At 46.6% G+C, this 22534-nt stretch carries 15 protein-coding genes and 1 pseudogene; 8 read left to right on the forward strand and 8 right to left on the reverse strand.

What is annotated here, in order from left to right; all coding sequences use genetic code 11:
- Nucleotides 1-110: 110 nt before the first annotated feature.
- The 4 genes from gyrB (at nucleotide 111) to MYF79_RS02105 (ending at nucleotide 7512) form a co-directional block, all read left to right on the forward strand.
- The gene (gene gyrB, locus MYF79_RS02090) at nucleotides 111-2090 is read left to right on the forward strand and encodes a DNA topoisomerase (ATP-hydrolyzing) subunit B (RefSeq protein WP_247812333.1); all 1980 of its coding nucleotides are present in this window, start codon (nucleotides 111-113) and stop codon (nucleotides 2088-2090) included.
- A 300-nt stretch (nucleotides 2091-2390) separates the two neighbouring features.
- Complete coding sequence (locus MYF79_RS02095) at nucleotides 2391-2852, forward strand: hypothetical protein (RefSeq protein WP_247812334.1); 462 nt, start codon at nucleotides 2391-2393, stop codon at nucleotides 2850-2852.
- 218 nt (nucleotides 2853-3070) lie between these two features.
- A complete protein-coding gene (locus MYF79_RS02100; protein WP_247812335.1) occupies nucleotides 3071-6106 on the forward strand; it encodes a SusC/RagA family TonB-linked outer membrane protein in 3036 nt (1011 codons plus the stop codon).
- A 14-nt stretch (nucleotides 6107-6120) separates the two neighbouring features.
- Entirely contained in the window at nucleotides 6121-7512 is a 1392-nt protein-coding gene (locus MYF79_RS02105; protein ID WP_247812336.1) for a SusD/RagB family nutrient-binding outer membrane lipoprotein, read from the forward strand.
- 69 nt (nucleotides 7513-7581) lie between these two features.
- On the opposite strand, the gene MYF79_RS02110 is transcribed toward MYF79_RS02105, so the two are convergent.
- On the reverse strand, nucleotides 7582-8289 hold the full coding sequence (locus tag MYF79_RS02110) for an SIMPL domain-containing protein (protein WP_247812337.1): 708 nt from the start codon (nucleotides 8287-8289) through the stop codon (nucleotides 7582-7584).
- A gap of 223 nt (nucleotides 8290-8512) precedes the next feature.
- On the opposite strand from MYF79_RS02110, the gene MYF79_RS02115 reads away from it, so the two are divergent.
- Complete coding sequence (locus MYF79_RS02115) at nucleotides 8513-10462, forward strand: lectin-like domain-containing protein (RefSeq protein WP_247812338.1); 1950 nt, start codon at nucleotides 8513-8515, stop codon at nucleotides 10460-10462.
- 388 nt (nucleotides 10463-10850) lie between these two features.
- Here the strand turns inward: MYF79_RS02115 and mfd are convergent, their stop codons facing one another.
- The gene (gene mfd / locus MYF79_RS02120) at nucleotides 10851-14225 is read right to left on the reverse strand and encodes a transcription-repair coupling factor (RefSeq protein ID WP_247812339.1); all 3375 of its coding nucleotides are present in this window, start codon (nucleotides 14223-14225) and stop codon (nucleotides 10851-10853) included.
- Between the two features lie 109 nt (nucleotides 14226-14334).
- Here mfd and MYF79_RS02125 point away from each other — a divergent pair, with 109 nt between their 5' ends.
- Nucleotides 14335-15054 (forward strand): ferredoxin--NADP reductase, encoded by a 720-nt coding sequence (locus MYF79_RS02125; protein WP_247812340.1) that lies wholly within the window; start codon nucleotides 14335-14337, stop codon nucleotides 15052-15054.
- A gap of 89 nt (nucleotides 15055-15143) precedes the next feature.
- Here MYF79_RS02125 and MYF79_RS02130 read toward each other — a convergent pair whose 3' ends face one another.
- From MYF79_RS02130 to MYF79_RS02150, 5 genes are read right to left on the reverse strand one after another with little or no spacing between them, the layout of a single operon-like run.
- On the reverse strand, nucleotides 15144-16574 hold the full coding sequence (locus MYF79_RS02130; protein WP_247812341.1) for a glycine--tRNA ligase: 1431 nt from the start codon (nucleotides 16572-16574) through the stop codon (nucleotides 15144-15146).
- A gap of 44 nt (nucleotides 16575-16618) precedes the next feature.
- Nucleotides 16619-17572: a YihY/virulence factor BrkB family protein gene (locus tag MYF79_RS02135; RefSeq protein WP_247812342.1), complete on the reverse strand. Its 954-nt coding sequence runs from the start codon at nucleotides 17570-17572 to the stop codon at nucleotides 16619-16621.
- Nucleotides 17573-17598: 26 nt separating this feature from the next.
- Nucleotides 17599-17925: a nucleotide pyrophosphohydrolase gene (locus MYF79_RS02140; protein WP_199653997.1), complete on the reverse strand. Its 327-nt coding sequence runs from the start codon at nucleotides 17923-17925 to the stop codon at nucleotides 17599-17601.
- Between the two features lie 9 nt (nucleotides 17926-17934).
- Nucleotides 17935-18387, reverse strand: coding sequence for a D-aminoacyl-tRNA deacylase (dtd, locus tag MYF79_RS02145; protein WP_247812343.1), 453 nt, complete (start codon nucleotides 18385-18387; stop codon nucleotides 17935-17937).
- Between the two features lie 43 nt (nucleotides 18388-18430).
- A complete protein-coding gene (locus MYF79_RS02150) occupies nucleotides 18431-19783 on the reverse strand; it encodes a hypothetical protein (protein WP_247812344.1) in 1353 nt (450 codons plus the stop codon).
- Between the two features lie 108 nt (nucleotides 19784-19891).
- On the opposite strand from MYF79_RS02150, the pseudogene arfB reads away from it, so the two are divergent.
- Together arfB and MYF79_RS02160 are read left to right on the forward strand one after the other, a co-directional pair.
- Nucleotides 19892-20272 (forward strand): annotated as a pseudogene (gene arfB / locus MYF79_RS02155) (alternative ribosome rescue aminoacyl-tRNA hydrolase ArfB); the annotation flags it as partial.
- A 26-nt stretch (nucleotides 20273-20298) separates the two neighbouring features.
- A complete protein-coding gene (locus MYF79_RS02160; protein WP_247812346.1) occupies nucleotides 20299-21834 on the forward strand; it encodes a lipopolysaccharide biosynthesis protein in 1536 nt (511 codons plus the stop codon).
- A gap of 29 nt (nucleotides 21835-21863) precedes the next feature.
- On the opposite strand, the gene MYF79_RS02165 is transcribed toward MYF79_RS02160, so the two are convergent.
- Nucleotides 21864-22502 (reverse strand): MBL fold metallo-hydrolase, encoded by a 639-nt coding sequence (locus MYF79_RS02165; protein ID WP_247812347.1) that lies wholly within the window; start codon nucleotides 22500-22502, stop codon nucleotides 21864-21866.
- Between the last annotated feature and the right edge of the window lie 32 nt (nucleotides 22503-22534).

The raw sequence follows: 22534 nt of genomic DNA on the forward strand, positions 1-22534 counted from the left end.
TGGATATCAACGATTCAAAAACCACCTCTTAAATATGGAAATAAGGCCCAATTTTCGTATTTTTGCACAATTCACGAGAATCCAATTCTAAACAGACTTTACACCCAAATATGAGCGAAGAAATAGCGCAAATAACTACGCCTGCACAAGGAGGATATGACGCGGACAGTATACAGGTACTCGAGGGACTAGAAGCCGTACGTAAACGCCCGGCGATGTACATTGGTGACATCGGGGTAAAAGGACTTCACCATCTGGTATATGAAGTGGTTGATAACTCTATAGATGAGGCGCTGGCCGGTTATTGTAAAAATATTGAAGTAACGATCTGCGAGGACAACTCCATCCGTGTTGTGGATGATGGTCGTGGTATTCCAACGGGTATGAACACCAAAGAGGGCCGTTCTGCCCTGGAGGTGGTAATGACCGTACTGCACGCCGGCGGTAAATTTGACAAAAACACATATAAAGTATCCGGCGGTTTGCACGGGGTGGGTGTGAGTTGCGTGAACGCACTCAGTACCCTTTTGCATGTAACCGTTCGCCGCGAGGGTAAACTGTTCGAACAGGAATATCAGCGTGGTATCCCGCAGTACCCCGTACGCGAGATCGGCCTTGCTGATACTACCGGTACCACCGTTCACTTTAAACCGGACGGCGAGATCTTTAAAGATACGATCTACAACCGCGAGATCCTGGCAGGCCGTCTGCGTGAACTGGCTTACCTGAACCGTAAGATCAGGATCACCCTGACCGACGAGCGTGAAAAAGACGAAGCAGGTAACCCTGTTTCAGAAACCTTCTACAGCGAAGGCGGTATCATTGAATTTGTGCAGATGCTGGACCGTAGTGGCCGTCGTAACGGACTGCTGCCCGATCCGATCTTTATCGAAGCGCACGATGCCTCCAGCAATGTTGCAGTGGAAGTAGCTGTGATATATAATGATTCCTTCAGTGAGAACATCTTCTCCTACGTAAACAACATCAATACTATTGAAGGTGGTACACACGTATCCGGCTTCCGCCGGGCCATTACCCGTGTGTTCAAAAGTTACGGGGACAAGAACAAAATGTTCGAAAAGACCAAGATAGAAGTTACCGGCGATGACTTCCGTGAAGGCCTGAGCGCTATCATCAGTGTGAAAGTGCCTGAACCACAGTTTGAAGGCCAGACCAAGACCAAACTTGGTAACTCCGATGTAATGGGTGTAGTAGACAGTTCTGTAGCCGCCGTACTGGAAGCTTACCTGGAAGAACACCCCCGTGAAGCCAAGATCATCATCAATAAGGTGGTGCTGGCAGCACAGGCCCGTGAAGCAGCCCGTAAAGCGCGCCAGATGGTACAGCGTAAGAGCGTACTGAGTGGCAGCGGATTACCAGGTAAACTGGCCGACTGTTCTGAGAACGATCCTGAAAAATGTGAACTGTACCTCGTTGAGGGTGACTCCGCGGGTGGTACAGCAAAACAAGGCCGTAACCGTAGCTTCCAGGCTATCCTGCCACTGAGGGGTAAGATCCTCAACGTGGAAAAGGCCATGGAGCATAAGATATATGAGAACGAGGAGATCAAAAACATCTTTACTGCCCTTGGGGTGACCATCGGTACCGAAGAAGATGATAAAGCCCTCAATCTCTCCAAACTGCGCTATCACAAGCTGATCATCATGACGGATGCTGACGTGGACGGTAGTCACATTGCTACCCTGATCCTGACCTTTATATTCCGTTATATGAAGGCGATGGTGGAACAGGGTTATGTGTACATTGCCCAGCCGCCGCTGTACCTCGTGAAAAGGAACAAGGAACAGATCTACGCATGGACAGAAGAAGACCGTAAGGCCGCTATCCAAAAAATAGCCAACGGGAAGGAAGACAGCGTAACCATCCAGCGTTATAAAGGTCTTGGTGAGATGAACGCAGAACAGCTGTGGGAAACTACCATGAACCCGGATAACCGTACCTTAAAACAGGTAACTATCGAAAGCGCTGCAGAAGCAGACCGCGTATTCAGTATGCTGATGGGCGACGAAGTTCCTCCAAGAAGGGAATTCATCGAGTCTCATGCAAAATATGCGAAGATCGACGCGTAATCAGATCAATAACATGCCTGCAGGTACCTCGCCTGCATCGCTATAAATAACTTTAAAGCTGCGGAAAAACATCCGCAGCTTTTTTATTTCCAGCTCATACCAGGCCACTTTAGAGCATTAACACTTAATCCTGGCACCTGATTCCCCAATTGTTGATTTTTTATGTCTTTCATTTCCAGACACTTCTCCATTTATTGTATCATAGCTGTTAAAAAACTTATAAATATTTTATTTAATTCGTCAGAAAGTAAGTAATTTGCAGTCCTATTTATCACTATACCTGAAGAAATTACCTATCCTATGAAACTCAATTCCCTCCTGGGATTCCTGTGCCTGTGTCTGGTCGCTTTCACGTCTTGTGATAAGGAAGAAGTAGCCAAGGCATCAGGGTCCTGCTCTTTTAAATTTGACGGTAAATCCTTCTCCGCAAACACCTCTTACGGAGAAGCTTTCGACACCACCGGCATAGGTAAGAAAGTCCTGCTCATACAGGGATTGACCGGAACCCTTAACAGCGCCATTGCAATAATGGTTGTTTTCCCCGACACATTAAAAACAGGCACTTTTACAACTACGGAACATGCAAGCATCGTGTTCACCAACTCTGTATCCGGAGCCGAAGCATATGAAAGTACAAGCGCTACAATAAAGATTACAAGCATAAATAGTAAGTATGCCGAAGGCACATTCGACGGCATTTTAAACAATGGCGAAACAGAAAAGCCATTAACGGACGGAACGTTTAAAGTAAACATTAATTGATCATCGTTTTTTTGAAATCTTTTTCCATCGTGTCCCGCCTCTCAAGGCGGGACTTTTTTTTGGTTAATATCCGTCTATAGATAGTCAAGAATCATAAAAAGTTAGCCCTGTTCTACTATTACATTTGGGTACACATCATTTTTAGTCATTTGCGCAGATGACGGGATAAGTTATTTAGAGAGGGGAATTCACAAAAAACCAATATCTAATCTCGTTGTATGAAAAGAAAGTTAATTAACCTGCTGGCATTGCTTGCGGGACTGCTGGCCTATTCCTCCATAAATGCACAGTCGAGGGGAATAGACGGGACGGTGACCGATGAAAAAAAACAACCAGTCAGTTTTGCATCCGTAATTATTAAAGGGACTTCTAAAGGGACAAGCACCGCACAGGACGGATCATTTAAACTAGACGTAGCACCGGGGGCAACACTCCTTATCCGCGCAGTAGGATATACTATCAAAGAGATCCCTGTGGGCAATGAACAAAATTTTAACATCACACTCACAGAGAACGCCAGCGATCTGAATGAGGTGGTAGTAACTGCACTCGGTGTCAAAAAAGAAAAAAGAAACCTCACCTTCAGTGCACAGGAGGTAAAGAGCGACGAGATACTACGGGCGAAAGAACCAAATGTACTGAACGCACTCACCGGTAAAGTAGCCGGTGTTCAGATCACCAGTTCTTCCGGTATGCCCGGCAGTTCTGCACGTATCGTGATACGTGGTATTACCTCCATCTCCGGCGAAAACCAGGCGTTGATCGTAATGGATGGTGTGCCTATCAACAATGATGAAAGCGGCAGTACCTACAATGGGGGCCCCGGTTCCAACCGGCTGGCGGACATAGACCCTGCAACTATCGAAAATATTAACGTGCTGAAAGGCGCTGCTGCCACCGCTCTATATGGTTCTGCCGGCGCACGTGGTGTAGTGCTCATCACCACCAAAAGAGGAACAGCAGGCCGTAAACCTGTAGTAACATTATCATCCGGCCTTTCATTCGAAAACACCATCTTTCCCGACAGGCAATACACCTACGCCCAGGGCGACCAGGGCGTGTATATCGACGGTGTGACCAGGAAAGCAAGCACCTCCTGGGGACCACGTATAGACACCCTGACCGTCAACGGACAAAAAGTGAAAGCACATAATCCGCTGAAAGAATTTTTCCGTACAGGCGTTACCTCCAATAGCACTGTGAGCGTATCGGGCGGTAATGCGACTTCTAATTATTTCATGTCCTATTCTTATTTCGATCAGAAAGGCACCATACCCAAAACATCTTATGCCCGTCATACTGTATTCACTAAATATAATACACAGATACTGGACAAACTGAATGCTACATTTCAACTGACCTACAGCACCGCGAAGAACGATAAAATGCCGGAGGGTTATGGACTGGAAACACCACTGTGGACTGTATTCACAGCACCTGTATCCTACGATCTGAAACCATATCTTAATCCTGACGGATCACAACGCCTATACCGCAACAGCCGTAACAATCCATACTGGGTGTTGGACAATGTCCTGAACTCCACCAGGGTGAACAGGTTCCTTCCGGTAGTTACTTTTGTATATACTCCTTTCGACTGGTTATCTATTACAGAAAGAGCAGGCGCTGATATTTATGCTGATCAGCAGAGCTATCACGTGAACATGAAAGATATTACTTACAGCACTGGTCTGACTTACAGCAACAACAAAAACTTCCGGCAGTTCAACCACGACTTCATTGTACAACTGAAAAAACAGTTTGGCGCAAAAACCAATGCCAGCCTGCTGTTGGGAAATAACGTCTATTCTGAACATGGCGATTTCATGACCGCATTGGGACTTGGTCTTGCTAAAGCGGGTTATTACAATATGGCGAGTGCGTCATCTGTAACATATACCGAATCGCAGTACCTGCGCAGAAAGGTTGGATTCTATGCACAGGCGGAAGTAGACTATAACCGTTTACTGGTATTGTCGCTCACGGGACGATATGATGGCAGCTCCGTATTATCCACAGAAAATACCTACTACCCGTATGGTTCTGTAGCAGGCGGATTTATCTTCTCAGAGTTATTCCATGATAAGCTGAAAGAAGTGATCCCGTTTGGTAAAATAAGAGCGTCCTACGCATCAGTAGGTAACGATAACGTGAAACCATACGCTACTACAACTCCTTATTACCAGGCGATCATCTATGGCGATGTAAGCAGCAACCTGACATTCCCTTACAATGGTCAGAATGGCTTCCTGATCAGTTCTTCATTAGGCAATCCTAATCTGAAGAATGAACTACAGAAGGAAATGGAGCTGGGACTGGAAATGAAATTCCTGAAAAACAGGATAGGCCTGGAGGCTTCTTATTTTGACAGGCGCATGTCGCAGGGTATAGTAGAGAACATCTCGCTGGCAAATTCCACAGGCTATTCCAGCACTACGATCAATTCTGCAAAGATGTCTACAAAAGGTGTTGAAGTATTATTAACACTCTCTCCTGTCAGAACAAGAGATTTCAGCTGGGATGTAACCCTGAACTATACCAAGCTCAATCAGAAAGTGGACCACATAGGTGGTGGGCTGACACAAACAAGTATAGGAAGCATCTATGCAAAAGAAGGGCAACCATGGGGTCTTATCTATGGCACCAAATACGCTCGTACAGCCGACGGTCAGCTTCGCATCAATGAGGCAGGCCTGCCTTATGCATCCGGCGACTTCGATGTAGTGGGCAACATTACTCCGAATTGGATAGGAGGTATTACCAACCAGTTACGTTACAAACAATTCGGCCTGACCTTCTTCTTTGATACAAAGCAAGGTGGAGATGTACTGAACTCTGATGATGGCTATGGCCTGTATTATGGTACCGCAATTGCTACAGCAAAAAGAGAGAACAGGGTAGTACCCGGCGTCAGCGATGTAACAGGCGCTCCGAACAAAGTATCTGTTACAGGACAAAGTTACTTCCAGCAGATCAGTGGTATTACAGAAGCAGCCATACAGAATGCATCGTATATCAAACTCCGTAACGTAAGTCTCTCATACACACTCCGCAAAGGCAGCAGCAGATTGCCTTTCACAGATGCGTCTATCGTATTGACAGGCCGCAACCTGTGGATACATAAAGATGCCAGCTTCAGTGGCGGCGATCCTGAAGTGAATTCATGGGGCGCCGGCAATGGCGGATTGGGCGTCTATACGTTCTCTGCTCCTACTTCCAGATCATTCGACTGTACGTTAAAATTCACCTTCTAGTAAATCATTGCTATATGAAAAGATCGTTCATTATCATATCCATGCTGACGGTTATAACGCTGTCAGGATGCCGGAAATATCTCGATGTCAATCAGAACTCAAATGTGCCTTCAGACGTATCGGAGAACCTGTTGCTGGCTCCGCTGGAAGCAGGCGTTTCACAATATATAGCGGCAGGTAACGCAGCCAGCCTTGTTAATCAATGGATGCAGAACTGCGTGCCTAACCAGCCCTTACCAAACACTGTCAACTACATGGTGACGAGCTCCACCTTCGATGATTTCTGGAACTCACATTATGTTGTATTACTAAACAACCTGAACATACTCGATAAACAGGCAACAGCAAACGGCAATGCGACGTATGCAGGCATTGCGAAAGTGCTGACAGCCTATACCCTTGGTTCAGCTACAGATCTGTGGGGAGATGTACCTTATTCACAGGCATTCTCCGGAACAGGCAATACAACACCGTCCTATGACAAACAGGAAGACATTTATAAAAGCATCCAGTCACTGCTGGATGCAGCCATTACACAATTGAACTCAGGTACCGGTGCTACGCCGCGTGCAGATGATTACTACTATGGAGGAGATATGAGTAAATGGGTGAAGATGGCTTATACACTGAAGGCGCGTTATTATATGCACCTTACCAAAGCACCCGGATATGATGCAACAGCACAGGCCAATCTTGCACTGACCGCACTATCCAATGGAATGAGTGGTAATGAGGATGATTGTGCATTCACCTATAATGGTACATCCACCTCTTCCAATGCCTGGTACCTGCATTTCTACAACACATCTACCCTTGTGCTTTCTTCTCACTATGTTGATTCGCTGGTAAAACATAATGACCCGCGTTTACCGTATCTGGTGAGCAAGGCAGAGAATACAGGATTATATACCGGTAATGTGATCGGCTCCGGAGCAGGCAACCTGAAAGACTATTCAGTAGCAGGTAGCTTTTACGGCGATATATCATCCAAAGTATACATCGTGAATGCCGCAGAAGCATTATTCCTGAAAGCCGAAGCAACCTACATTACTTCCGGCTATGCGGCTGCTCAACCCGTATTCCGCCAGGCTGTTGCAGGCAACCTGCTGAAGCTGGGTATTGACACCGCCGGCGCTGCGGCACAGGCATATTTGTCCAAAAGGGGCGTATTAACTGCGGCCAATGCATTACAGCTTATCATAGAAGAAAAGAACACCGCTAATTTCTTTTCACTTGAGAACTATGTAGACTGGCGCCGCACAGGTTATCCTGCTTTAACAATGATCGCTAATAACCAGGTAACAAGTTTACCACGGAGGTTCCTGTATCCTTTGAATGAGATCACTGCGAATCCGCAGGACCTGCAGAAAGCAAAGCTGACTGATAAAGTATGGTGGGATAATTAAACACTATTATAAAAAAGGAAAGGGAGCTACACATCACGTGAGCTCCCTTTTTATTTATGCTACAGGTTATTATTTGATAAAGAACACAGCTCTTACTTCAGCGCGCACTTTTATCTTTTTGAAAGAAGATGCATCCATTGATTCAGCGTTGGCTGCACGTGCATAACTGTTGGCAAATACAACTGGTTGAACATCTGAGTAATTATCAGTATTGATCTCCTGTACTTCCAGTACACCGTCAATGGTATTGCCGATAGCTTCCAGCATGTAAGTTGCTTTTGCCTTCGCAGCCTGTAATGCTTTGGTCTTTACCTGTTTACGATATTCCTCCATCTTGCTGTGTGTATAGCTGCTGATGTTCACACTTTCAATACCTTCAGCATCTACTGCACCCAGGATATCATTTACTTTATCGAGGTTGCTGAGTTTCAGGCGATATTGCTTGCGTGCCATGAAATCAGGATCTTTTTTCTTTTTGCTCCACCAATTGTCATAGTTAGTACCAAATACATTGGCAATGGTCAGATCTGCTGCCGGTATACCAGCCTCTTTCACCGCTTTCTGCAGCTGAGCTTCCAGCGTGCCCATTTCTACTTTCGTTGTCTTATTTTTAAACTCGCGCAGTGCGATATCGAGATAGATCTCATCCGGAGTGATCTCAATTTCTGCGGAGCCTGTTACTTCGATCTTTTTAACAGGGGGTTTGTTGTCTGCCTGCTGCGCCTGACTTAATGATGCTACGAATAATCCTGCCAGTAAAAACATTACCTTTTTCATACTGTTGTGATTTGAGTGTTAATTGAATATTTACGGTTTCCGTTGTTTGACTATATGATGCTACGATATATCATGATTCCATAAAGGAGGTAAAAAATATTTCCCGGTATACCAGTGTACAATACTTTACGAATAAAGATATATGGGGCGTTAACCTCTAACGTTTCAGGCTAGCATATGTTACACAGATTATTTTTTTTATTTTACTGACAGCAATAATCCTATGAACAGAACATTACCGCTTTTAACAGGATTATTATGGCTGTTGTTATCCAACTTACCATTATTCGCCCAGTTACAGACGCCGTACATTTTGAATGGTGCAGCCACCCAGCGGACATGTAACTGTTATGTGCTAACTGAAGATGTGATGAACACGAGCGGTACTGTATGGAATAAGAACAAGATCAGCCTGAATAATTCTTTCGATTATTACTTCGATGTAAATCTTGGCTGCAAGGACGATAACGGTGCAGATGGGATTGGCTTTATTCTGCAGACACGGGGTACCAATCTTGGTACAACTGGTCAGGGAATGGGCTTTCAGAATATCGTGCCTTCACTTGGTGTCATGATAGATACATGGGAGAACCTGGCAGACGGGGATCCCGACTATGACCATGTATCTATACAGGTTAACGGCGACATATCCCATTCCAGCGTCAATAACCTGGCAGGGCCGGTCACGGCGCTGGAAGGCAACGGCAACATTGAAGACTGCAACTGGCATATTTTCCGGATCAAATGGGATGCAGCCACGAAACTGATGGAAGTAAGCATTGATGGCGTTTTGCGCGTTTCTGTGCAGAAAGATCTCGTAGCGGATGTATTTGGCGGCGACCCGATGGTATACTGGGGTTTTGGCTCGGGTACAGGTGGAAGTTCCAACCTGCAGCAATTCTGTGCTGCACTGCGGCCCCAGCTGGCGTTTGATAATAACCAGTTGTTCTGCGATGGTACACCTATTGTATTTGGTGATGATTCAAAATCATTTGGCACTGTTACACGCCGCCTCTGGGACTTTGGTGATGGCACTACCAGCACTGTTGCCGATCCGCCACCACACCTGTATGCCAGGCCGGGAGAATATGAAGTCCGCTTAGTGATCGAAGATAACAGCGGCTGCATCTCGGATACGATGAAACAGCCGGTAACCATCGGTTCCTATCCTGTACCGGACTTTACTACTGATCTCTTATGCACGGGTCATCCTGTTACCATTACCAACAAGACGACACTTGATGTTGGTACTATCCGGCAATGGGACTGGGATTTCGGGAATGGCCAGACATCCGCCTCACAACACCCCTTCATAGCATATACTGATACAGGTACTTACAGCATAAAACTACAGGCTACAAGCACGCAAGGTTGCAGTGCCGGCATTGAAAAGATAATGGAGGTATATCCTACACCCGGTATCAGCGCCAGCGGAGAGAATGCCTGCATTGGCGTGCCTGTCAGCTTCACAGGCACTGATGAGACACCCACGGTTCCTTTATCACAATGGTATTGGGACCTCGGTAATGGCCAGCAGCAAACCGGCCAACAGATCAGCTACGTTTATCCGGCAGGAGGCACCTATGAGGCGAGCCTTCATACAGTAAGCACCGATGGTTGTTTTTCCGACACATCTAAGGTGACTGTTATTGTCACTGACATCAATTTATTTGCAGGCAACGATACTATCGTGGCCCGCAACCAGCCATTACAGCTGAATGCCCGAACAAATGGCAGCGGCCTTCAGTTCAGATGGTCGCCCGCCACCGGATTGACAGACCCCGGCATTGCAGATCCCCTTGCGTATCTGCAGCAGGACCAGGTTTACCAGCTTACGGTAACATCAGCAGAAGGTTGTATTGAAATAGATACCTTAAACGTGAAAGTTTATGCCGGACCGGAGTTTTATATTCCCACAGCTTTTTCTCCCAATAATGACGGCCGTAATGATGTTTTCCGGGCTATTTCACCTGGTGTATCTGCACTGGATTTTTTCCGCGTATGGAACAGGTGGGGCCAGGAGGTATTCAGCACTCACTCCCTTACCGCTTCCTGGGATGGCACATTTAAAGGCATCCCCATGCCAGCCGGCACGTATGTCTGGATGATACAGGGAACGGATTACAAAGGGCGGTTATTTAACAGGAAAGGCACTGTGACAATCGTCAGATAACATCATGCAATAAATCTCACAAACGATACTCCGCAGAATGATAACCGGGGAAGATAATCCCTGATAAATCGTACCCTGTAAAAACAGGCATAACACAATGCACACATCGCTCCGCCAGGAGCGCCGTGTTTGTAGCCCCGGGTGGCAACCGGGGGTCCATGATCCGGGAGGCAACCCGGGATCTGTTCATAACGGCGATAACCCGTGGCGTTCATAACCGGCACCACAACGGCGGATTATAACCGGGATTTATGCCCGGATTGATAACCGGAATATTTATAATCATGATGTCAATATCCCTTGACAACGGCATGTCTATACGCATACAAAAACACCCGGGAATGTTTCCCGGGTGTTTTATAAATATTTATTGTCAACGTTTATAGCACTAATTCCTCGCATCTTCCATTGCCTTCAGGAAATCATACAGGTCGCTCATGGACCGTATACGATCTGCCACCAGCATGAAATTCTTTCCTACCTGTTTCAGCTTCGCATTATTCACCCGCGTTTGCAGATAGGTGAGGATGTGATTAAAGGTAGGTGATTCGAAGTATGGAGAATCCGGGTTGTTGATAAAATAACAACGCAGGGTTTCATCTTTCAGCATCATCTTTTCAAAGCCGAGCTTGATCGCCATCCAGCGGCAACGGATCATGCAGAGCAGGTCTTTTACAGGTTCAGGCAGCGGCCCGAAACGGTCTATCAGTTCTGCTTCAAAGGCCTGGAGCTTACTTTCCAGGGTGATGTTATCCAGTTCCTGGTAGAGGTTCAAACGTTCCTGTATACTTTCCACATAGCTGTCGGGGATCAGTATTTCCAGATCCGTATCGATGGTACAGTCGCTTACGAAATCCTTCTTCTCTTCCAGTTGTTCCTTGAAGAGATCACGGAACTCGTTTTGTTTCAGTTCACGGATAGCTTCATCCAGGATCTTCTGGTACATATCAAATCCAATCTCTGCCATAAACCCGCTCTGTTCGCCTCCCAGCAGGTTACCGGCGCCGCGGATATCCAGGTCGCGCATAGCGATCTGGAAGCCGCTGCCCAGTTCACTGTGTTGCTCCAGTGTCTGCAGTCTTTTGCGGCTATCGGCCGGCAGTGTGCTCATAGGAGGCGCCAACAGGTAACAGAAAGCCTTTTTATTACTACGGCCTACACGTCCGCGTAGCTGATGCAGATCGCTCAATCCGAAGTGATGGGCATTGTTGATGATGATGGTATTGGCGTTTGGAATGTCCACACCGCTTTCCACGATATTGGTACATACCAGTACATCGTACTTCCTGTCAATGAAATCGAGGATCACTTCTTCCAGCTGATGCCCTTCCATTTGTCCATGGGCAGTAGCTACTGAAAGATCAGGACACAATCCTTTTATGAGGCTGCTCATTTCGCCTAAACCTTTCACCCTGTTGTACACGAAGTATACCTGGCCGCCACGTTCTGTTTCATAGTAGATCGCATCACGGATGAGGTCATGGTCAAATACATGTACTTCCGTTTCTATCGGCTGCCTGTTAGGTGGCGGTGTATTGATCACGGACAAGTCTCTGGCCCCCATCAGCGAGAACTGCAATGTTCTTGGGATGGGTGTTGCCGTTAGTGTCAGTGTATCTACATTCACTTTCAGCTGTTTCAGCTTTTCCTTGGCAGATACACCGAACTTCTGTTCCTCATCCACGACCAGCACGCCGAGGTCTTTGAATTTTACTTCTTTACCCAGCAGTGCATGTGTACCAATGATGATGTCTATCTTTCCTTCTGCGAGTTTCTGGAGCGTTTCTTTTTTCTCTTTTGCAGACTTGAAACGGTTCAGGTAGTCGACAGTACAAGGGAAGTCTTTCAGACGCTCTGCAAAGGTCTTATAGTGCTGGAATGCCAGGATAGTGGTAGGCACCAGTACGGCAGCCTGTTTACCATCTACAACAGATTTAAAGGCGGCACGGACAGCAATCTCTGTTTTACCAAAACCTACGTCGCCACACACAAGGCGGTCCATCGGCGACGGAGATTCCATATCCTTTTTCACATCTGCTGTGGCCTTGCTCTGGTCGGGCGTATCTTCATACAGGAAGGACGCCTCCAGCTCTGTTTGCAGGTAGGTATCCATTGTATGGGCAAATCCCTGCTGGGCCTTACGGACAGCATAGAGTTTGATCAGGTCTTTCGCGATATCTTTTACCTGCGTCTTCGCCTTTTCCTTCAGCTTATCCCATGCATCGCTGCCGAGTTTGTTCACGCGTGGCTCCACGCCTTCCTTACCCGTGTATTTGCTGATCTTGTGCAGGGAGTTGATGTTTACATACAAGAGGTCATTGTTCTTGTAAATAATACGGATAGCTTCCTGCATCTTACCACCTACCTCGATCTTCTGTAAGCCACTGTACATGCCGACACCATGATCAATATGCGTCACAAAATCGCCCGGCTGCAGTTCACGCAGCGTTTTCATGGTGATCGCCTTATTCTTGTTATAAGCCTGCTTTACCTTGTATTTATGGTAACGCTGGAAGATCTGGTGATCGGTATAACATACCAGTTTCAGGGTATGATCTATAAAACCATGGCTGACAGGAGATGGGATAGGGAAGAATGTAAAGTCTGCCTTCAGATCTTCGAAGATGCTGCGCAACCTTTCCAGCTGGCGGGCATTCTCTGCAAAGATGAAGAGTGTATACTTATTCTTGTTGTGTGCTGACAGGTCTTTGATCAGCATATCAAACTGCCTGTTAAAAACAGGTTGCTCCTGCGTTTCAAAATTGAGCGGCGTAAAGGGACGGTTTGTCTCTTCCCACCACTGACGGTTGCTGAACACGATACAATGCCTGCGCAAAAGCTCGTGCATCAGCGGATGTGCTTTTACGAAATCAGATTCTGCCAGCTCCAATTTATCATCGTCACCGACCTTTACTGATTGACCGGTTTGCAGGAATGCATCCAGCTTTTCTTCCAGCTGCAGCACAACGTCCTGTATATAACCGGGGTCTTTCATCCAGACGATGGTATTCTCCGGGAGGAACTCCAGGAGGGAGGTCTTCTGGTGATTCAGGCCCTGTGTATCCATATTGGCGATGAGGGTGACCTGTGTCAGCTTGCGTTCGCTCAGCTGTGTTTCCGGGTCAAAGAGGCGGATGGAGTCAATATCTTCACCGAACAGTTCTATGCGGTAAGGTTTTTCATTACCGAAAGAATAAATATCGAGGATGCCACCGCGAACAGCATATTGTCCCGGCTCATACACAAAGTCGGTATACTCAAAACCCCAGCCAACAAGTTTTTCCAGCAGCGCATCCACTTTAAGAACATCACCTACTTTCAGCTGCACCATATTACTGCTGAAGGCTACAGAGGCGGCCACTTTTTCCCAGAGCGCTTCCGGGTAGGTAACCAGGATCTTTTTATGTATGGCTGGTCCGGAGAACTTCATGAGCGCTTCGGTACGCAGCATACTGTGACTGCTGTTGATCTCGTTAAAGTAGCCGGCCTTCTTGAAGGAGTCCGGAAAATAAAAGATATCCAGCGCCTGGCTTAATGACTCAAGGTCATTATGGAAATAGGCGGCCTCTTCTTTGTCGTTGAGAATGAAAAGATGATTTACGGAATTAGCCAGCTCCCACGCTCCCGCTGCTATAAATGTGGTGGCACTTCCGGTTAGTCCTGTTAATTGAAAATACTGTGGATCGGACAAATGTATCCCTTTCACCAGCTGTTGCAGGCGGGAATCTCGCTGGTACAGTTGTAAAACAGCCTGTATATTCATGAGGGTTGCAAAGATACGGAATTAACGCATTTGTCCATCGCAGCATATGCCCCTGGAAGCCAACCGGCTATGGACAATTTTGGTTATATTTAGTATAAATTCCACACAAATGCTGGACCAATGGTATAAAGGGCAGGTGACCCGTATTGTACAGGAAACGCATAACACGCGGCGGTTCTGGATTCAGATCCCCGAAAAAGAGTGCTTCGACTTCAAAGCCGGTCAGTTTGTAACCCTCGACCTCCCCATACATGAGCAAAAGAACAAACGCTGGCGCAGTTACTCCATCGCCTCCCCACCAGACGGCACGAATACAATAGAACTGGTCATTGTATTCCTGGAAGGTGGTGCCGGTACCAATTACCTGTTCAATCAGGTTACGGAGGGCAGCGAGCTGACTTTAAAAGGGCCGCTGGGGCATTTCACCCTGCCGGAGCAGCTGGACAAAGACCTGTTCTTCATCTGTACCGGCACCGGTATTGCACCCTTCCGGTCCATGGCCCAATACATAAAAGCGCACGATCTGCCGCATCCTCCTATCCACCTCATTTATGGCTGCCGCCAACAATGTGACCTGCTTTATGCATCTGAAATGTGCCAGCTGGAGCAGGAGTTGAATGATTTCCATTATATCCCCACCCTGTCAAGGGAGGACGATCTGTGGACGGGGCGTAAGGGCTATGTACACCTGATCTATGAAGAACTGGCCCGCAAACAGCCTGCGCATTTCTTTTTATGTGGCTGGAAGAATATGATAGATGAGGCCAAACAGCGGATACTGGCCCTGGGCTACGACAGGCATGACATCCACCAGGAGCTGTATGGATAGCCTACACATGACGATATGATCCTATATATTTCCCATAAAAAAGGCGACATCGATTGATGCCGCCTTTTTCTATAAATCGTTTTTATTTTCTATTCGTTGATCTTATTCAGCACGATCTCTTTCACCTTGTCCATTGGCACCCTTTCCTGCTCCATGCTGTCGCGGTAGCGGATGGTAACGGTGTTGTCTTCTTTGGTCTGATGGTCGATGGTTACACAGAAAGGAGTACCGATGGCATCCTGACGGCGGTAACGTCTTCCGATCGCATCTTTCTCCTCATAGAAGCAGTAGAAGGATGATTTACATTTATCCATCAGTTCCTTCGCTAATTCAGGCAAACCGTCCTTTTTAGTGAGCGGGAAAATAGCCAGTTGCACAGGCGCCAGCTTAGCCGGGAATCTCATCACCACACGGCTGTCTTCCTTACCGTCTTTGCTCAGGTCTTCCTCTTCGTAAGCGTTGCAGATTGTCAGCAGGAACATGCGATCCAGACCAATAGAAGTCTCTATCACATATGGAATGTAGTTCTGATTGGTTTCTGTATCAAAATACTGGATCTTCTTTTTGCTATATTCCTGGTGGCTCTTCAGGTCAAAGTCTGTACGGGAGTGGATACCCTCTACTTCCTTGAAACCAATCGGGAATTCATATTCGATGTCCACAGCAGCATCAGCATAATGCGCCAGCTTAACGTGGTCGTGATAACGGTACTTCTCAGGAGACGTACCCAGGCTGAGGTGCCATTTCATACGCTCTTCCTTCCAATAGGCATACCATTCTTTCTGGGTGCCAGGGCGGATAAAGAACTGCATTTCCATCTGTTCAAACTCACGCATACGGAAGATGAACTGACGGGCAACGATCTCATTACGGAAAGCCTTACCTACCTGCGCGATACCAAAAGGTATCTTCATACGGCCGGTTTTCTGTACATTCAGGAAATTGACGAAAATACCCTGAGCAGTCTCCGGGCGCAGGTATATTTCACTAGCCTCGTCGGTCACACTACCCAACTGGGTAGAGAACATCAGGTTAAACTGACGAACGTCTGTCCAATTGACAGTACCACTCACAGAACATTTGATCTTATTATCTTCTATCAGCTTTTTCAGGCCTGCGAAGTCATTCTCCTTAAGCAGGTTATCCATCTGTTCTATCAGGGCATCACCAGCTTCTTTAGATAGAGTTTCAGCATGGCCTTCTATGAGATGATCTACACGATAGCGTTTCTTACTGTCTTTATTGTCGATCATCGGGTCGCTGAAATTATCAACGTGCCCGGATGCCTTCCAGGTAGTAGGATGCATAAAAATGGCAGCATCAATCCCGACGATATTCTCATGCATCTGGGTCATGCTCTTCCACCAATAGTCGCGGATATTCTTCTTCAATTGAGCTCCGTTCTGGCCATAGTCATATACTGCACTTAAGCCGTCATATATTTCACTGGACGGGAACACGAAGCCATATTCTTTACAATGCGAGATGATCGCCTGGAATTTGTTCTGATCTGTAGCCATAGTGGCGCAAATATAATAAGGGTTTTCGGAATTAAAGACGGCGTTTAGCTACCTTTTTCAGTCTCGATAGGGGCCGTTAAGGGCAATTCATCCGTTTCCACGGGCACTTCCTTGACATATACTGCGTATTCATTGGGTCTGATCCTACCACCGAAATGCTGTACATATACTTGAGTAAATTCAGCTCCAAAGTACAGGATAATGGCTGAATAATACACCCAAAGCAGGATGATCACGATAGAACCGGCCGCCCCGTAGGCAGTACCCACCTTGCTGGAACCAAGATACAGTCCTATGGCGAATTTTCCTATCATAAACAGGATGGCGGTAGTTACAGCGCCGATAATTACATGTTTCCACTGCACCTTCGCATCCGGCAGCACCTTGAAAATGATGGCAAACAGTATGCTGATCACCACAAAGGTGAGGACCAGGTTGATAATGTACACCAATACTATCGTCACCTGTGGAAAGAATACCGCCAGTTGGTTACTGAACAGGGCTATAATACCGTTCAGTGCCAGGGATACCATGAGAATAAACCCCAGGCTGATCACGATTGAAAATGACAGCAGCCTGTTGAGCAACATCTTGAGCAGGCCATTCTTAGGTTTGGCCTTTAGCTGCCAGATGAAGTTAATGGAATCCTGAATCTCTCCAAACACACTGGTGGCGCCAATGACCAGGGTAACAATACCTACTATTGTTGCCCAGCCCGAGTCTCCTGAGAGAGCGGCATTTTTGATCATTTCCTGGATCTGCAGGGCGGCCTGTCCCCCTACCATACTCTTGATCTGGCCATATATACTGCCCTCGATCGCCTCTTTCCCGAGAAATACATCACATAGCGTGATAATCACGATCAGCATGGGGGCGATGGAAAAGATGGTGTAGTAGGATAACGCGGCGCTGAGTTTGAGCACCTTGTCATCCATGAAGTCATGAAAGGTCTGTTTCAGGATGAGCCAAATGGTCTTCACCTTCTTGAATATCTTCATATGATAGCTTTAACAAAAAACCTGCCTTATTGGAGCTTTTCATTGTTCCTGTGCCTGCTGGCATCGCGGATATTTTTTTTCTCGAAGTTCTTTTCCAGGGCGGCGGTCATATCTACCCCGGTCTGGTTGGCAATACAGAGCAATACCCACATGACGTCTGCCAGCTCATCTGCCAGGTCTTTCTCTTTATCGGATTCTTTGAAGGACTGTTCCCCGTACTTGCGGGACATGATCCGGGCTACTTCCCCCACTTCTTCCGTCAGGATGGCCATGTTGGTCAGTTCGCTGAAATAGCGTACGCCGACTGTCTTTATCCAGCCATCGATCTTTTCCTGTGCTTCCTGGATGGTCATATTGATGATTTATTCCTTTGATTTTGTGTCTATAATGATCGTAACAGGGCCGTCGTTCAGCAGCTCCACCTTCATATCTGCACCGAAAATGCCGGTAGCAATGGTTTTCCCCATATCAAACGTCAACTGGCTGATCATCTGTTCATACAGCGGTATGGCTATATCCGGCTTACTGGCCCTGATATAAGAGGGCCTGTTTCCCTTCCTGGTAGCGGCATGCAGCGTGAACTGGCTTACCAGCAGGATATCTCCGTTCACTTCTTTTACAGAACGGTTCATGACGCCTTCCTCATCGTTAAAAATACGGAGGTTGACGATCTTATTACTCAGCCAGGTAATATCTTCAGTATTATCCGCGTCCTCAATGCCCAGCAATACCAGCAAACCTGTCCCGATACTGCCGGTAATACTGCCATCTACGGTCACGGATGCCCTTGATGCACGTTGTATAACTGCACGCATATGTGTAGTATGTTATTTTAATTGCGCCGGGAAATTAAAATATTTATGCGGTATGTGTGAAAATATCGCCGGCTTCCGGGTCCTGTACCTTTATAGTATCTTCTATTTCCAGTTTAGGGTAAAACAATTCCTGCATCAGGTAGTAGTAGAGATAGAGGAATGCCAGTGATAATACCAGCTGTTCGTTCAATGCAAACAGTATGGTGACCATATTCAGGCCCATTACCAGGAGCAGATAGGTTCTGCCGCTACGCAATTTTATATAGGCAAATATCTTCAGGAGGTATAATGCGCCCAGGAGCCCTATACCCGGCAATCCCAGCCCTGTAGGCGCTGTCAGCATGTGATAGATATTATATACGGTTACCATAATCCCTGATACGATCATCGTTTGCTGGGCGGCATACCTGTCGCACTCAAGGTATGACACCGCATGTTCTTCAACACTGGCCGGTTCGTCTTTGGCAAACAACAGTTTTAACGCTGCAATGATATTAACAACAGGGATATAATGCAGCATGATCAGCCAGGGGTTATATTCTCCCGTAGTCAATGCCCTGCCGGTAATGATATTCCTTAACAAGCCGGCAAGAGAATAGATACACAGTACCGCCAGCAGTAACCTGAAAATAGTAAAAGCGATAACCATCAGCGGCAGCGTTGCCCCCTGGAAAAAATTTCCCATTAAAAAGGTGAGCTCACCAATGCTTCCCATGTAAATAAACCAGATGGAGAGGAAGAGGAAAAAGTATTCCCAATTACCAATAGTCTGTATACGGGACTGCAGTTTTATAAAAAATGCCGGCCATCTGAAACTGTTCTCTGTCAGGAAAACAATTGAATAGTAAGAGATAAATCCGCCGAAGTTTACCAGCAGAGAAGCAAGGGATTCCGTTACCTCTCTCCACTCGCCGGTCGGATCCAGCCATCCGAAGGAGATAAAAAAACCTGTTGGGCTGCCGGTTTTAGGGATCACAAAATAGATCACTGCGGCCAGTACGGCTGCGCCTATTTTATCGCCCATCCCATTCAGATAGAAACGGGCAATGATAATCACGAGAATGACCGCAAATGAATTGACATAATAGATCAGCGAAGTACTTTGCTGGCCACTGCTACTTTTCAGGAACTCGTTCAGGACAAACCGCAGGCCGAACGCCAATATCACCACAAATGCCAGTAAACCAAACTGCTTCACATCTTTTTTAATAACAGCCTCCCATACTATCATAACAAGGGCGGGCAGTGCCAGAGATATTGCATTTTGCGTTCCCAGGCTAAGCGATAGTATTGATGGTAACAGGATAGTTGCACTCTTGTGCATCGTGAAAGCTATAAGTAGGGGAATCCAACTGGTTTTGAGTATGCGTAACTGTACAGGTGTAAAGAAATTCATGGCATGCAGGATTTAGAAGGATGGACGGCAAATAAAATCATTTACCTTTAGTTAAATTACGATAATCAATTATAAAGAAACGTTAATTAAATGAGTGTAGATCTTTCCGCCGAAATCAGCTTCCGCACCGCCAGGAGCGGGGGAAAGGGCGGACAAAACGTGAATAAGGTGGAAACCATGGTGGAGGGTTATTTTGATATTTCCGCTTCATCTTTGTTAACCGAAGAACAAAAAACACTGGTGCAGGAAAAGCTGGCGCACCGCATCAACGCAGAAGGACTGCTACAGGTACGCTCACAGGAAGAACGCACCCAGCTGGGCAACAAACAACTGGTAGTAAAAAAGATGAACGAACTGGTGAATAAAGCCCTCATCAAACCCAAGAAACGGGTGCCTACCAGACCATCGAAAGCAGTGAAGGAAAAGCGCATCCAATTCAAGAAAAGGCTGTCGGAGAAAAAACAACAGCGCAGGAAAGGGCTGGAATAATTAATTTTGGCTAAAATTTCAGGGAATTGAGTATAAAATCACTGGCAGGACAAACGATCTATTACGGCTTTAGTAACATAGCGAGCAAGCTCCTAAACTACTTCCTTACACCGCTCTACCTTGAGCTGATGACACAGGCTTCGTACGGGGAGATGTCTACAGTATACGCTTATATCCCATTCCTGAATATTATCCTGACCTATGGTATGGAGACGGCCTTCTTCCGGTTCGCCAAAAAGGAGAACAGCCAGACCGTGTTGAGCACGTCCACCATCTCATTACTGTTTTCTACCATTAGTTTTACGATATTGCTCTTCTTCTTCAGGGGGCCTATCATTCATTCATATATCGGGGAACTGAGCGGACTTGACACGCATCCCACATTCTTTACCTACCTGGTACTGATTATGGCCTTTGATGCACTGACCGCCATTCCTTTTGCCCAGCTGCGACTGGAAAACAGGCCGGTGCGTTACGCCTTTGTACGCCTGACGAATATTCTCTCCACTATCGGGTTCAATATCCTTTTCCTGGTCATCATCCCGAAAATGTATGCAGCAGGCCATACCTGGCTGCCGGATATACGACCGGGTAACCAGGTAGGCTACATTTATCTCAGCAATGCGCTGGGGAGCGGAATAGCACTGTTATTGTTCCTGCCTCAGCTGATGCGCATCCGCTGGGAGTTTGATACGGCTATGTGGAAACAGATGCTGAATTATTCCATTCCGCTGATCTTCTTCGGGATGGCGGGTATGGTGAATGAGACCTTTGACAGGGCATGGTTCCTGCCGGAATTCCTGCCGGGGAATAATATGACGGATAAGAAAGAGCTGATCGGGATCTATGCGGCCAACTATAAACTGGCCATCCTGATCACTATGTTCATACAGGCATTTAAGTTAGGCGCAGAGCCGTTTTTCTTCAAACAGGCAGAGGGCAAGGATCCGGAGAAGATGTATGCCCGCATCATGAAACTCTTTGTGGTGCTGTTATGTATGATGTTTCTCTTTGTAAGCCTGTACCTGAACGTCTGGAAGATCTTCCTGCGCAGGCCGGAATACTATCCTGGTATGAAGATCGTGCCCATTCTGCTGCTGGCCAATATGTTCCTGGGCATTTACTACAACCTGACCATCTGGTTTAAGCTCACTGACCGTACGAAAACCGGCGCAATGATCACGATTATCACCGCTGTGCTGGCCTTTTTACTGAACTGGTGGTGGATCCCTGTGATGGGATACTTCGGTGCAGCACTGGCCACGATGGTTTGCTACTTCGCCCAGATGACGATCTGTTATGCGCTGGGCCAGAAGTATTACCCGGTACCCTACCATCTTCCACGCATTCTCACTTACATCGTAACGGCCGTACTGACGTTTTACCTGTATGATATACTGAACAGGACCCTGCTGTCTCCGGGCGACATCTATGCATTGAAGCCACTGCCACTGTTTGTGGCTACGGTCTTCTTTGGCGGCTATATCTGGTTCCTGCTGAAAATGGAAAAGAAGGAGTTTTCCAGACTCCCGCTGATCGGAAAATTTGTAAGCAGGATTTAAACCTCCCTGCTCCTGAAGAGTCTGAGTACTTACTGCAGGAAGGGGTTGTGCCGCTTTTCAAAACCAATAGTGGTGGACTGTCCGTGACCGGGATACACCCTTACCTCATCGGGCAATACGAACAATTTTTGCTGAATACTGTTAATTAAGGTTTGATGGCTGCCTCCAGGCAGGTCTGTACGGCCAATACTCTGGTAAAACAGCACATCTCCACCTATCAGGAACTGCTGGCTGGCGGAATAAAAACATACACTGCCCGGCGAATGACCAGGAGTCAACAACACTTCCAGCTCATCATCGCCAAAGCGTATTGTTTCTCCGTCTTCCAGGAACCGGACAGGTTCCGGAGAAGGTTCAAAGGGAATATTATACATTTTACCTATTTCTGGAGAACGGTCAAGTACAATTTTGTCCTGCGGATGTATTTCCAGGCCAACTCCATAGGTCTTCACAACCAGTCTGTTACCGAAAATATGGTCAATGTGGCAATGTGTGTTCAGGAGCCGTGTAACTTTCAAACCCTCTTTTTCGATATACGTGAGTAACTGTTTCCTTTCTTCTTCAAAATAACAGCCCGGGTCTATAATTATACAATCCCTTTTTTCGTTAATGAGTAAATAGGTATTTTCCTGAAACGGATTAAAGGTGAAATGTTGTATTTCCATCATTGTTGCCGATTTTTGCTATTTTTAATTCAGAA

The organism is Chitinophaga filiformis, from assembly GCF_023100805.1.
Classification (GTDB): domain Bacteria; phylum Bacteroidota; class Bacteroidia; order Chitinophagales; family Chitinophagaceae; genus Chitinophaga; species Chitinophaga filiformis_B.